Raw genomic sequence first — 13,887 nt, forward strand, 5'->3', positions numbered from 1 at the left:
ATCCCCTTCTTTTATTGAGTTTGCTTTATCATACGCAAGACAAGGTCGGTTGAGTGAATCGCTGCTTGCTCAAGAAATTGATCAAATGAGACATTGGATTCTTTCCCTGCAATATCAGATAGCGCTCGAACGACAACAAATGGCGTTCCAAAGAGCTGGCAAACTTGTGCAACAGCTGCAGCTTCCATTTCTACCGCATATAGCTCTGGAAACTTCTCTCTCACAAACGCTACACGATTCGGATCATTCATAAATGAATCTCCGGTTGCAATCGTTCCTTTTGCCACTTGAATATGATCGATCTCTAAAGCCGATTCCTCTGCCAGCTTCACAAGCTTTTCGTCTGCAACAAAAGCAGCGGGCAATCCTGGTACTTGTCCGTATTCGTAATTAAAGATCGTGACATCCACATCATGATGTCTAACGTCAGTAGAGATCACAATATCCCCTACATTTAATGTGTGATGGAAACCGCCAGCTGATCCTGTATTGATCACATAATCTGGCTGAAAGCGATCAAGCAGAAGTGTTGTGCTGACCGCTGCATTCACTTTTCCAATCCCTGATTTTAATAAAATCACTTCTTTATCTTCATATACACCTGTTGTGAATTCACACCCAGCGATGTTTTCTTGTGTAGCATTCTTTAGTTGATCTCTTAATATCGTCACTTCTTCTTCCATTGCACCTATGACAGCGATTTTCAAATCAAAAACATCCTTTCATTCCCTTTTCTTCGCTTCTACGATCCAAACAAAATCATTCATTTGATGAAAGGACGTACTAAAACCTTCTTCTTCAAAGATTTGCTTTAGCACATCGATGGATGGATAATATTCCGTTTCTAAATCTTCAGCAAGCTGATCAAACCCTGCCGCTTTCGCTTTGTCAATTTCAGCTTGATGTGCTGATTGATTTTGAAACATTGTATCAGCAAAGACTATTTTACCATCTGAGTGAAGGATGTTGCTATAGGTGTGAATGGCTTGTTTTTTTTCTTCGTCCGTTAAATGGTGGAATGCATATGAACTGACGATCGTATCCGGCTCAAATGGCGGTGCTGGAAATGATAAAAAATCGCCATCATGAAACACATCGGGTATTCCCTTTTGAAGAGCTGCTTTCTTCATGGCGTCTGATGGTTCAACACCAAATACGTTCTTATCAGCTGCGAGCAGTGCCGCTGTTAGATTCCCCGTGCCGCTTCCAAATTCAAGAACATGTTGACCTGCGCGGTGAACAATTTCTTTTAAAATCACCGAATACCGGCGAAATACTTCTTCATACTGCTCATCATGACCACTTACCGTGTCGTCATAAGAGTCAGCCCAATGATCAAATAAAGAAAGAAACTCACGTCCCATTTTCTTTCCCTCCACTTTATCTATTTATTCCTATGCGTATAGTATGTTTTAATCCGTCGAACAGTTCCTATCCTACCACATCTTCAGTTTCTTTCCTACTAAAAAATACTGGGAGGGGTAGAAAAATATTTGCTCTTTTAGAGGAGAGAGATTAAGATGAATGAAGAGTATGGAGAGGTGAATCAAATGGATTTTCAGTTGGATTTTCTAAAGGATAAAATTGAATTCTTTGAAGCATCGTCTTTAAAAGAACTTGAACAAAAGATCCAAAAACAAATTGAACATAATCAGGCCATTCTGCTGACCGTTCATTCTGTCAGTCATCAAACGACTGTGATCGATGACCGAATTTTGTATACAGCGGTTGTTCATTTTAAGGCGAATATCTAAAAAAAGATAGCATGACTGCTATCTTTTTTTCTTGTTTATTTTAATTTCTCAACCTTTACAGGTTTCCAGCCTTTTTCATCTACCCATGTGATTTCCACGCGGTAGCGTTCGCCTGTTGATTTGTCACGGATGGTTCCCTTTGCATCTTGAGGGCCTCCGTTATTTCCTAACCAAATAACGGTCATTTGATCTTCTGAAATTCCCGTCGCATAGGACATGGCTTTCATCATTTCTTTCCAGTCTTTTGAATTAGAATCATAGGTTGCTGTATGTGAACCGGATTGCTCTGTTCCTACAGGCTCCCAGTCATCGCTTTCGTATGTTTTGTCTACGTCACTCGTTTTGCCGCCATCTGTTTCTTTGGCGTCTTTTAACGCATCTTTATTAGGCTCTTTTTCATCATCTGACTTCTTCGTATCGTCGTCTTGATCAGATGAGTCATCTTTTTTAGCATCTGAATCATCGGATGTGTCTTTCTTTTGATCTTTCACATCTTCATCTGATTTTTGTTTATTTTCACTTGTTGCAGGCGCCGTTTTAGAAGGTGGATCCGCTACATCTGTGTCTTTCGGTTTATTAAAAATTAATAAACTCGTTGCGACCACCAAAATAAGCACCACAACGATACCAATTAATATGTTAAGGACCATATTCGCCTTTCTGCGCTTATCACGATGTTCAAATCGAGAATTTCTACTCAAAATCTCTGCACTCCTTTGCCTCTGTTCCCTAAGTCGTTACTATTCTAACATGACATGAAGGGATGTTCTATGTCTGTTTCTTTTCAATTTCGTTGACCTTTTTTACAATATCATAAAACGCATCATTTGTCTTAGCCCGTCCACTTGCCTCATCAAGGTGAACAACGACTAAAGCGTATTTTGGTTTTTCCACCGGAAAATATCCAGCAAACCACTTATGATAAAGCGGATTCCCCTTGTGATCTTTACTGCCGGTTTGGGCAGTGCCTGATTTCCCCGCCACATCGAACGGAAGGTCTTGAAACCTTCTTCCTGTTCCTTTGTCAGACGTCACCACCTGCCTTAAGTACTTTTGCAGCTTTTGAGCTGTATAGCGGTCAATACTGCCTCCTTCTGGTCGTTTGTTTTGAAAGGTTAGCATCGTTGTTCCGTTTTGATACAGCACTTTTTCAGCGATTTTCACTTCTTTTCGTTCCCCGCCTCTTGCAATCGACGCCATCATATTGGCCATTTGTAAAGGAGTCGTTTTGACATTTTTTTGTCCTATTGCGGTTTGGGCAACGGCTTTTTTGACATGCTTGTCTCTTTTATCTCCCCACACATTGCCGGTTTCTTCACGATCAAACTGTTTGAAATGCTTCTTATGATAGACATCCCCTTCCCAGCCAGCTCGATCAATGAGTCCAAGCTTTGCAGCCGTCTTTTCGATGATTTGATCATCTGTTTGGATCAGCTTGTCAGCAAGTGTTGCAAAGGTATAATTACAGCTCTGTGAAAAGCTCTCAGACAGATTCAGGACTTCCTGCGTTCCTTCTGGCTCTCCATATAAATTCTTTCGACAGTCATACATCGTTTGTGGCTGGTCAAGGTTTTTTTCGATTGCTGCGGCAAGTACAGCGGTTTTAAAGACCGAGCCTGGTGCCATAGCAGTCAGCATATAATTTCTTGCTTCATGCCGGTTTTTGCTTGTGATGTTTGGTGTACTAGCCATCGCCAGCACACTACTGCTTTCAATGTCGAGCAGAACGGCCCCGCCCTTTGCGACGCCTTGGTCTTTTAGTACCTTCTCCATTTCAGCTTGCATGCTTTCATCAATTGTTGTTTGAACTTGAAGAGGATAAAATGAATGAGCCTCTGCTGTATATTTGACGTCCATCCCAAACAAAGGGTTTCCCCTTCCGTCCACATGATATAACAATTTTGTGTCTTGCTCGGGTAATAGAAATTCGTCAAAGGTACTTTCCAGCCCAAAAGTACCGATTTCTGTACGGATGGAAAGCTCTTTTTTGTCAGGATAACGCTCTCTGAGCAATTCTGGATTCTCACTCGTGAAACCTAATGTGTGGAGGGCAAGTCTTTTTTTGTCCTTCTCTTTCATATATACGCCGTACACACCTGAATATTTCATATCATTGATGTCTTTCAGCTTTTTTTTCGTGATGTCATCTTTGAGAATGAGAGGTTTTTTGTTTTCTGTCAGTTGTTTTTTGAGTTCATCTTCTTCCATCTCAAGAATAGAGGCAGTTTGTTTTAAATGAGGAAGATCATATTGCAGGAAAGGAAATAAGATCACCGCAGGCTGTTCTTTTGTGAGAAGCGCCTCGCCGTTTCGATCTAAAAATTCACCGCGGCCATCTGAAATGACCACTTCTTCTGTACGCTGTTTGACACTTTCTTGTATTAAGTTGATATCAAGCTTTGAAAAAGATTCTGTGAAAAATAGTTGAATTTCTGCCAGTCTGGTGAGAAGACCAAGCAGCAGCATAAAAATAATAGCACCTGTCCACCCTATTCTACGTTTTTTTAGCATAAAAACACCTCGTCCCTATTGTGGACGAGGTGTTTATCGTATAAACGTGATTATGAAATTTTTACAATTTGGACGAACATTTCCCCGCCAGGTGTTTGAACGGTTACTTTGTCGTCTACTTGTTTGCCTAATAAGCTTTTTGCAATTGGTGAATCGTTTGAAATCTTTCCTTCAAACGGATCAGCTTCTGCACTTCCAACGATGGTGTAAGACTCTTCTTCTCCGTCTGGTAATTCAACGAAAGTGACTGTTTTACCAAGTGAGACAATATTTGAGTTTCCTTCATCTTCGATAATTTTGGCATTGCGAATCATATTATCAAGCGTAGTGATACGCCCTTCTACAAACGCTTGCTCTTCTTTAGCAGAATCATATTCCGAGTTCTCAGAGAGGTCTCCAAAGCTTCTCGCAATTTTAATACGCTCTACAACCTCTTTACGTTTAACCGTTTTCAAATATTCAAGCTCTTCTTCTAACTTAAGTTTTCCTTCTTCTGTCATTGGAAATACTTTCTCTTGTGCCATGAATCATTCACTCCTTCTATTAATCCTCATCATACATAATTTCTGCACGTGAGTGACGACTGAAATATACAAGAATGAGGACTTTTTCAGGCCCTCATTCCTTCTGTCCCATATTTGTAAAAGTCCATCTTACATGGCGTCCCTTTTAGATGCAACTATTATGCCTTTTTTTCAGACAGAACCATTATCAGTGGTCCAAAGATGATCTATCTCCATCGCACAAACTGTGGAAAGGCACAGGAAGCTCCTGTACCTCGTTCGCCATTTCGATCATATGTAGAAGAATAGCTTATCCATTCTCCATCTTCCAATACATAATATGGTCAGTGTACGATATGTCTATGCTATATTATTACAAAATTGCTTTTTGATCAAGAATTGTTTGAAAATTTGTGATGATTTGTTTGTCGTTTTTTTAATATACTTTTACAAAAACGAAACCACCTCAATATTCAGCTTGAAAACGGCATTTTTCTATATCTATTTCACATCATTGTTTTCCTATCATACCAAATCTTTCATTCAAAGTGTTACTACTTAACATATTTAAGCAGCTTCTTCTTTTAGAAACAAGAGAAATATTAGTATTTATTCTCTTTATTGTGATGTTGAAAAGACCTTTACACTGTAAAGGTCTTTTTCTTCTCCACCGTTTACTCTGCTCGGCTTTGAAGAATGGTTTGAATTTTTGTCACCATTAAGTCGATCGCCACATGATTTTGGCCGCCTTCTGGGATGATGATATCGGCGTATCGCTTAGTCGGTTCAATGAATTGATTATGCATCGGTCGGACAACAGATACATACTGTTCAATCACAGAATCGATTGAACGGCCTCTTTCTTTCGTATCGCGTAAAATGCGGCGAATGATGCGCAGATCTGCATCTGTATCGACATATAGTTTAATATCCATTAAGTCTCTTAGGCGTTCGTCTTCTAATGCAAAGATGCCTTCAACGATGATTACATCCTTTGGTTCAACATGGACAGTTTCTTCTGAACGTGTGTTGAGCTTGAAATCATATATTGGTTTTTCAATGGATTCGTACCTTAAGAGCTGTTCCAAATGCTCAAACATCAGGTCATTGTCGAATGCGAGCGGATGATCATAGTTCGTAAGCAGACGCTCTTCAAATGGCATATGACTTTGATTTTTGTAATATAAATCTTGCTGTAGCATGAGGATGGAATGTCCTTTAAATTTTTCATAGATTGAATTGGTGACGCTCGTTTTACCTGAACCCGAGCCGCCAGCAATTCCAATGACCACTGGTTTACTCCTCATGTGCCTGTTATTTCCCCTTTCTCATCATGTTGCTAGGGTATACTTTTTGATCGAGCTTGAATTTGACGATTTGAAGCGGATGACGAGCGGCATCAAGTTCATTTCCTTTTTCATCCCAAATCGTCTCAATGTTGCATGTGAAATTCTCAATTTCTGGGCCGAAAAATTCAACTTCGTCACCAGCTTTAAAGAAGTTACGCTGCTGCAATGTGACAATTTGTTCTTTTTCATCATAATGAAGAACGAGACCTGCAAAATCAAAAGTCGTTTTCTTCCCATGAATGCCAAACATTTGCTCATCCGTTCCTGGTACACCTTCGAAAAAGGCTGGTGCTGTGTCACGGTTTGCACATTTATCTAATTCATCTAACCATTCCTGCTCAATGACAAAATTGTCTGGGTCCGCACAATAGGCGTCGATGACTTTGCGATACACACTCACGACCGTTGCCACATAATGAATGGATTTCATACGCCCTTCGATTTTCAAGCTGTCAATTCCCATTTCAATCATTTGAGGAATGGATTCGATCAGTTTTAAATCTTTTGGACTCATCGCAAATGGTGCGTCTTCCTCTCCAAATAATGGCGCTTCCTCAGAACCTTCTAGTTTATAAAGATCATAATCCCAGCGGCAAGACTGGCAGCAGCCACCGCGGTTAGAATCTCTTGCCGTCATATGGTTACTGAGCACGCAGCGGCCAGAGTAAGCAATACACATCGCACCGTGAATGAACGTTTCAATTTCAATATCGACCTTTTCTTTCATTTCTCTAATTTCTAGCGCACTAGTCTCGCGAGCCAGCACCACTCGCTCAAGCCCTTCTTCTTTCCAAAACTGAACAGCTTTCCAGTTCGAAAGAGATTGCTGTGTGCTTAAATGGACTTCAAGCTTCGGTGCGACACGTTTACACGTTTCAATGATCAGTGGGTCAGCCACGATAATGCCTGCTACTCCAGCACCTTCAATCCCTTGAAGGTATTCCTCCAGCCCGTCCATGTTTTCGTTGTGGGCAAAGATATTCGTTGTCACGTAGATGCGTGCACCGTATCTATTTGCAAATGCGACACCTTCAGCCATTTCTTCAATTGAAAAGTTATCGGCATTTGAACGAAGTCCAAATTCTTTTCCACCAATAAAGACGGCGTCTGCTCCGTAATGTACAGCAATTTTCAGCTTTTCCAAGTTTCCTGCTGGTGCAAGCAGTTCTGGTTTTTTTGTAATGACACGTTTCCCGTCAATCATTTCAGAAATACCATCTTTCAATAGTGCCATTTCCTCTGCCTCCTCTTATATTAATAAACCGTTTCTTTAAAGAAGAACCCTGTATCAATCGAACGATTCACTGGCTGAATCTCTTCAATCCGCTTCACCCAGTCCTCTTTCTGATCTTCATACGCGTCTTTGTCAGTTGCTAATAAATCAATTGCTTTTCTATATAGAGACGTCACTTCTGTCATATAAGAAAGTGACTTTAAAATTCCGTCAATTTTAAATGAGTCGATGCCTGCATCAACAAATTCTTCTAATTCGTCAATCATACACACATCATTTGGACTCATAATATGAGTACCGTTTGCATCCTCGAAAATAGGATATTTGTTTTGACGCTCCTGGTCATGAAGGAATAGCCCTTCCTCCATATTTCTGCCTTCGACGTCCATTTGTTTGCCCTGATATTCAAAGTAGTTGCCAATAAGCGTACGCTTTGATTGGAACATACATGTCATGCCATGGACTTGAATTTCGATTTCCACCTCGGCATTTTCTTTGATGTCGATGACACTGTCCATGTTCAGTTCTTTCGCAAGAACAGCACGCGTTGCGCCTTTTCTGCCCCAGTAGTTACAAGTGTAATAGTTTGTCCCAGTCGTTTCTGTACTCCAGTGGAGATTCAGGCTTACCCCTGTTTCTTTAGCGGCCATGATCACAGCTGGGTCTCCAAAGACGACGCCATCTACGTTTAATGCATCGAGAAAGGTTAAGTAATCTCCAAGCAGCTGCACACGATCATTATGAAAAATTGCATTCATTGCCACATACACTTTTTTGTCATGCTTATGTGCAAGCTCAACCGTCTGTTTCACATCTTCTCTTGAAAACTCGCCTGCAAGACGAATACCGTATGTTTGTTCGCCTATTAAGAGTGCATCAGCTCCCGCCTCGATTAATGGCAGTACATCTGACACCTTGCTTGGCGTCACAAGCAATTCTGGTTTTTTCATGATTGGTCACCTCTTTTTGTACTAATGGCGATCCCGTCTCCAACTGGAATAATACACGTTTGGAAATCGGGGTTTGACATAAGCCATTGATTGTATCGATCAATTTTACCAATTAATTGTTTTTTTCTTTTATCTTCTATTTCTTCTTCATAGTTCGTTGCCACTAAACCTTTAAATAATACGTTGTCTGTAATAATCATTCCGTCATGAGCAAGCATCGGTTCAAACAGCTCAAAAAAACGTTTGTACTGCCCTTTTGCGGCATCAATAAAGATCACATCATAGGGCGCCATCGTTTGGACTGTTTTAGCCGATTCCATGGCATCACCAAAGAACACGTGTATTCTTTCTTTTAACTTTAATTCCTCAATGTTCCGTGTCGCTTCTTCATAGCGTTTTGCGTTTCGCTCAATCGTAAAAATTTCAGCATCTGGTAGAGCTGTCGCCATTCGAATGGCGGAGTAGCCTATCGCTGTCCCAACCTCAAGAATTTTCTTCGGCTTTTTCATCGACAGTAGCTGCAGTAAAAGTTCAATGCTCACCTTTTCCATAATGGGCACATGATGCTCTTTTGCATATGCCTCTAATTGAGCGATTGCATCAGGACTTGGGTGAATTAAATGTTCAATATAATCATTCATTTGATCATCTTCGATAGTCATTATTTGTCTAGCTCCTTCATGACCTGAAAAAGAAGAGTCCTGCCTGTTGCAGCTCTCTTTCTCGTCAATCTTTCGTTCATCTAAGTAAAACAACCCGATATATTTTACCATAAAGAAGTGGTAATTGCGAACCTATAAAATGGATATTCCAACGAAAAAAACTGCAGGCAATCTTGTATTGTCTACAGTCTTTTTCGATTCACATGTACATTACTTGCTGCCTGTGATGTATTTGGCTTTCGCTTTGTTGTGCTCATTTAACGTTTTTGTAAAGACGACTTCTCCGTTTTTCTTCGCAAGGAAGTATACATAATCCGTTTTCTCTGGATGCAGTGCGGCTTTCCATGAAGATTCGCCAGCATTTGCAATAGGTCCAGGCGGCAGTCCCTTGTTGTTATACGTATTATAAGGAGATTTCACCTTAAGGTCTTTGTAATAAACTCGGGATTTATGCTCACCTAGTGCATAAAGAACCGTTGGATCGGTTTGAAGCGGCATGTCCTTTTTCAACCGGTTATAAAAAACACTGGAGATTTTTGCGCGATCCGTCTTTTCCGTTGCTTCCATTTCAATCAGTGATGCCATCGTTAACACATCATGTATGGACATGTTTCTCTTTTTCATGTCTTTTTCATACGTTTTCACGTATTGATCTGTTTGTTTAATCATCGTTTCAATGATCGTTTCGAGTGATTCATCCTCACGATAAAATGGATACGTCGCAGGGAATAAATAACCTTCTAACGGATGTTTCACCTGTTTGCCATTTACCTGTGATGTCACCGTTTTCGGATATTTTTTCATTAATGTTTTGATAAACGCAGGATCATCCAGCTTCGCTTCCACTTCTTTCGCTGAAAAATTCGTCTGGTTTGCAATCACTGCCGCAATATCAGACAGCTGTTTTCCTTCTGGAATCACAAGCTGAAAGGCATAGTCTGTCCCTCCAGATGTCAGCTTTTGAATCAGCGTGTCTGCGTCCATCGTTTGTTTCAAATGAAAGTATCCCGCTTTAAAGCCGGACGCGTTTTTGTATTTTGCATAATAAGTGAAAATCGTGTCATTCGAAATGAGCCCATTTTCTTTTAAAATGCCCGCAATCTCACGGACAGATGTCCCATTAGGAATATGAATATTAATCGTTTGTTTACTTTTTTGATCGACCGGTCCAAGTGCTGATTTAACATATAAAAAGCCTGATAATGCTGCAATGATGATGACAGCAAGAACAGATAACAGGACGATCCCCATTTTCCTTTTGAAAAATGGTCGTTTCTTTTGTTCTGAAAACATGCATGGCCCTCCTCACATCTAGCTTTTATAGTACATGATTCGACGGAGTTCGGCAATTACTTGCTCATGCTTGTCATGACAGAACTTGACATAATACGGCTAAACCGACGCCGCCACCACTCCCAATTGCGGCCATGACATAGCTTCCATTCGGTAAGGTGCGCGCTTCGTAAAACAGTCTCACCATCATCGCAGCTCCTGATGCGCTATATGGATGACCAAGACAAAGTGCACCACCTCTCTTATTGATCCTGTCATAAGGAATATCTAGCGTCCGAGCAATCAGCGCTATTTTCAGAGCAAAGGCTTCATTGATTTCAAACAGTGCAACATCCTCTGCCTTGATTTTCTCTTGATCTAGAAGTTTCTTCATCGCATCAATCGGCGCAGCAGCTGGAAAATTGGGATGCATCGCCGTCACAGCACTTCCGGCATATCGCAGCATTGGCTGAAACCCATTTGCCTCTGCCTGCGATCTTTCCATCACAACAACTGCGGCTGCACCATCTGCTTCTTTACAGCTATTGGCGGCAGTGACAGATCCTTTTCCGGGTGAAAATACAGGCTTTGCCCGCTGAATCAGCTTTGCCATAGGTCTTATTTTCACGGCCGCTTCATCTATGCTCAGTCCGTCAATCGTAACGATTTCTTCAGAATATGTACCACGTTTGATTGCGTCTATACTTCTTTCCCAGCTTAATTGCGCATAGTCATCTTGTTCTTTCCTTGTCACAGAAAATCTAGAAGCCGTCAGCTCTGCTGCTTCTCCCATAGCCGGATCTCCTATCCATTCCGGTGAAAAGCGGGCTTTTTCTTTCATTGGTGATCTCGAAATGCTTTCAGTCCCGCCAGCGATATACATTGAGCCTTCCCCTGATTTAACCATGACGCAAGCTGTTCGGATGGCTTCTAGACCTGAAGCACACTGCCTATCAACTGTCATACCAGGTACCCCTAAAGAAAGCCCTGCTTCTAATGAGGACAGACGGGCCATATTCCCGCCGCCTCCTACAACATTTCCTAATATAATATCGTCCGGCGTCATCCCTTTAGACAAATACCGAATAAGAGGCGCGGCTAATTGCTCTGGACGATAATTTTTCAGCATCCCATTTTTATCACCGAAGGGTGTCCGTTTTGCTTGTACAATTACTGCTTGCATGACAATTGTTCCTCTGCCCACTGTTTCATACTGGCACGTGCTATTTTCCCGCTGGATGTTTCAATGATTTGATCAATGACTAGCCATTTTTTAGGTACCTTGTAAGCTGCCAGTTTTTTTTTGACAGCTTGCCGAACTGTCTTTGAGTGCTGCCTTTGTTCAATAATGGCAACAGGGATTTCACCCCAGTACGGGTCAGGAACGCCAACTACAACCGATCGCTTCACCTCTGGCTGTTCATTTAGCACACGCTCAATTTCCTCTGGAAAAATATTCAGTCCTCCATAGACGATCATGCCATTTTCACGGCCACTCATATATAAATAGCCGTCTTCATCCAGCCACCCCATATCATAAACTGTCAGCCACTCCTCCGGCGGTCTCACCTCATGTAAGTAGCCTGCAAAAGCCATTGGACTCTTCACATAAATTCTTCCTGTCTCATTTGGCTGGCAGACAGTTTGATCGGCTCGCCTCACTTCAATTTGAATGGGAGAGAATGGCCGTCCGACAGAAGAAGGCTTTTGCAGAAAGTCATTTGAAGATAAATAGGATACAAAGCTTAATTCTGATGTACCGTAAAAATCAAAAAATGTCACATGAGGATTGTTCGTCACAAGTTGTTTCTTTGAAGGAATGCCCCAATCTGCTCCAGATGATATGACAAGCAGGGAATGCTCTCTCTCAAAAGCGTCTATTTCCAGCAACGATTCCGTCATTGTCGGAACAGTATACATCACAGTCAAATCTCCTGTCTGTAAGGCTTTCTTTGCTTTCACTGGTGTGAATTTTTCTAATAACGTCACTGTGCCGCCAAAGTACAATGTACTGATGGCACCATATAAAAAGTGAGAGGATAAGAGTGTACCTGCTATCAGAACATGATCTTGATGAGTGATTCCAAATGTATCAGCTGTCGTTCGAAAGCTTTCAATCCATGACTGCTGACGTCTGATAAAGGCTTTGGGTGAACCCGTTGATCCTGACGTAAATCCCATATAAAAGATAGGGTCATTTTCGATGTCACATTTGTTAGATAGAACTTGTGTGTTACGGCTCATTTTCCCCTTCCATTCAGATAAAGAAAGAACCTGCATGTCTACGCTGTACTTGTCGAATCTATTTAAATATCGGTCCTCGATAATGACGAGAGCTGCTTCACTTAACAAAAGTTTTTCAACACATTCCTCACGGCTCCATCTCGGATCAAGCGGGACTGCTGTCCACCCTGCAGAAGCAGCGCCAGCAAATATTTGAAGAAAAGAAGCACCATTCGATAATAAAAAAGCGACTCTTTTTTGCTCATGAGCCGTTTGTTGTAACCATTGTGCTGATAGCTGGACACGCTCATACCAATCTTCGTAAGTGATTCGTTCTTCTCAATCAATGATGGCGATATGATCTGGGTTCATTTCTGCATGTAATGTATAACTTTCCGTTATTCTTCTCAAACTGCACGCCTCCCTTTATTCACATCCCTTTTTCGATATGACATAGCCGCAATGATTTTCACCGTGAGAACGGCACATATGCCTGCCTTGATGAGATCACCTGGAATATAAATCAGACTAAGAAGAGCTGCCTGAGTGACCTTGATATTCATGATCATCGCTTGAAAAGGAATGCCGCATAGATACAAAATTCCGATACTGCATATCGCAAAGATCACAAAAAGACGCAAGGTGGTCACTTTTTGTAGTCGGTTGATCCACAAACTAATCATGAGGGCAGCCGCTGGATAAGCAAGTAAAAATCCACCGCTTGGTCCAAAAAAGACCCCTATCCCGCCTCTGGCACCTGACAAAAGAGGTGCGCCTGCTGCCACAACCAAGAGAAACAGAAGTAAACTGATCAGTGCCTGTTTTGGCTTTAATAGCCCACCAGCAAGCAAAAGACCTGCCGTTTGCAACGTGATGGGAACAGGTGTAAACGTAAGTAAAATCGGTGGGATCAACCCTAACATCCCAATAACCGCAGTCATTAACGCCATTTGCATCATATCTTGAATTCTCAATTTCCATCCCCCTCACTCCATTCATTATTAAAAATAGAGTAAAAGGTTCAGTTTTATATGTCAACATAAAATAAAATAAAGTTAACATAATAACCATAAAAAAAGACCTGTGAAGAAAGATCACTAAGATCCGCTCACAGGCCTTTTATTCGTTCTATTCTTCGTCTTCTTCTTCTTGATCTAAGAACGTATTTAACGTTTCTTCAATCATGTCCCACTCTTCATCCGTTTCAATAGGCTCTAGTTCGCCATCTTCACCGTTTTCGTTTGGCGTGAAGCTTGATGCATGAATTTCAATTTCTTCATTGTCTTGCTCAGAAATTGGGTAGTAAAGAACATATGATTTGTTAAAATGGTCGCTTTCAAAAGTAAATAGTACTTCGCAAAGCTGTTCATTTCCATTATCATCAACGATTGTAATTTGCTTTTCTCCGTGTTCCATTTTGATTCACCTC

Annotated in this window: 14 protein-coding genes and 1 pseudogene; 1 reads left to right on the forward strand and 14 read right to left on the reverse strand. The window is 41.2% G+C overall.

Annotated features, from left to right (window positions below; all coding sequences use genetic code 11):
- Window positions 1–11: 11 nt before the first annotated feature.
- Window positions 12–707 (reverse strand): 5'-methylthioadenosine/S-adenosylhomocysteine nucleosidase, encoded by a 696-nt coding sequence (mtnN, locus tag NKR21_RS13185; protein WP_012010702.1) that lies wholly within the window; start codon window positions 705–707, stop codon window positions 12–14.
- Between the two features lie 15 nt (window positions 708–722).
- Complete coding sequence (locus NKR21_RS13190) at window positions 723–1,364, reverse strand: class I SAM-dependent DNA methyltransferase (RefSeq protein WP_012010703.1); 642 nt, start codon at window positions 1,362–1,364, stop codon at window positions 723–725.
- A gap of 186 nt (window positions 1,365–1,550) precedes the next feature.
- Between NKR21_RS13190 and NKR21_RS13195 the strand changes: the two genes are divergently transcribed.
- Entirely contained in the window at window positions 1,551–1,754 is a 204-nt protein-coding gene (locus NKR21_RS13195; protein ID WP_034620637.1) for a YrzA family protein, read from the forward strand.
- 35 nt (window positions 1,755–1,789) lie between these two features.
- Here the strand turns inward: NKR21_RS13195 and NKR21_RS13200 are convergent, their stop codons facing one another.
- From NKR21_RS13200 to NKR21_RS13255, 12 genes and pseudogenes are all read right to left on the reverse strand, one after another.
- On the reverse strand, window positions 1,790–2,455 hold the full coding sequence (locus tag NKR21_RS13200) for a YrrS family protein (RefSeq protein WP_012010704.1): 666 nt from the start codon (window positions 2,453–2,455) through the stop codon (window positions 1,790–1,792).
- A 67-nt stretch (window positions 2,456–2,522) separates the two neighbouring features.
- On the reverse strand, window positions 2,523–4,265 hold the full coding sequence (locus NKR21_RS13205) for a peptidoglycan D,D-transpeptidase FtsI family protein (protein ID WP_012010705.1): 1,743 nt from the start codon (window positions 4,263–4,265) through the stop codon (window positions 2,523–2,525).
- A 50-nt stretch (window positions 4,266–4,315) separates the two neighbouring features.
- Window positions 4,316–4,789 carry a transcription elongation factor GreA gene (gene greA / locus NKR21_RS13210; RefSeq protein WP_012010706.1) on the reverse strand — a complete coding sequence of 158 codons (474 nt, stop codon included), beginning with the start codon at window positions 4,787–4,789 and terminating at the stop codon, window positions 4,316–4,318.
- A 653-nt stretch (window positions 4,790–5,442) separates the two neighbouring features.
- Window positions 5,443–6,075 (reverse strand): uridine kinase, encoded by a 633-nt coding sequence (udk, locus tag NKR21_RS13215; protein ID WP_065098502.1) that lies wholly within the window; start codon window positions 6,073–6,075, stop codon window positions 5,443–5,445.
- 7 nt (window positions 6,076–6,082) lie between these two features.
- Window positions 6,083–7,351: a peptidase U32 family protein gene (locus tag NKR21_RS13220; RefSeq protein WP_012010708.1), complete on the reverse strand. Its 1,269-nt coding sequence runs from the start codon at window positions 7,349–7,351 to the stop codon at window positions 6,083–6,085.
- A gap of 20 nt (window positions 7,352–7,371) precedes the next feature.
- Entirely contained in the window at window positions 7,372–8,301 is a 930-nt protein-coding gene (locus tag NKR21_RS13225; protein ID WP_144455784.1) for a peptidase U32 family protein, read from the reverse strand.
- Window positions 8,298–8,963 carry an O-methyltransferase gene (locus tag NKR21_RS13230; RefSeq protein WP_012010710.1) on the reverse strand — a complete coding sequence of 222 codons (666 nt, stop codon included), beginning with the start codon at window positions 8,961–8,963 and terminating at the stop codon, window positions 8,298–8,300. The genes NKR21_RS13225 and NKR21_RS13230 overlap by 4 nt, the downstream gene beginning before the upstream one ends.
- A 210-nt stretch (window positions 8,964–9,173) precedes the next feature.
- The gene (gene mltG, locus NKR21_RS13235) at window positions 9,174–10,256 is read right to left on the reverse strand and encodes an endolytic transglycosylase MltG (RefSeq protein WP_012010711.1); all 1,083 of its coding nucleotides are present in this window, start codon (window positions 10,254–10,256) and stop codon (window positions 9,174–9,176) included.
- 73 nt (window positions 10,257–10,329) lie between these two features.
- The gene (locus NKR21_RS13240) at window positions 10,330–11,418 is read right to left on the reverse strand and encodes an acetyl-CoA C-acyltransferase (protein ID WP_012010712.1); all 1,089 of its coding nucleotides are present in this window, start codon (window positions 11,416–11,418) and stop codon (window positions 10,330–10,332) included.
- Window positions 11,406–12,830, reverse strand: a pseudogene (locus tag NKR21_RS13245) (acyl-CoA synthetase). Before NKR21_RS13245 ends, NKR21_RS13240 begins: the two are co-directional and overlap by 13 nt.
- Window positions 12,831–12,865: 35 nt before the next feature.
- Entirely contained in the window at window positions 12,866–13,432 is a 567-nt protein-coding gene (locus NKR21_RS13250; protein ID WP_012010714.1) for a biotin transporter BioY, read from the reverse strand.
- 154 nt (window positions 13,433–13,586) lie between these two features.
- On the reverse strand, window positions 13,587–13,874 hold the full coding sequence (locus NKR21_RS13255) for a DUF1292 domain-containing protein (RefSeq protein WP_012010715.1): 288 nt from the start codon (window positions 13,872–13,874) through the stop codon (window positions 13,587–13,589).
- Window positions 13,875–13,887 lie beyond the last annotated feature (13 nt).

The sequence above is a fragment of the Bacillus sp. 1735sda2 genome (assembly GCF_024159245.1).
GTDB lineage: Bacteria > Bacillota > Bacilli > Bacillales > Bacillaceae > Bacillus > Bacillus pumilus_O.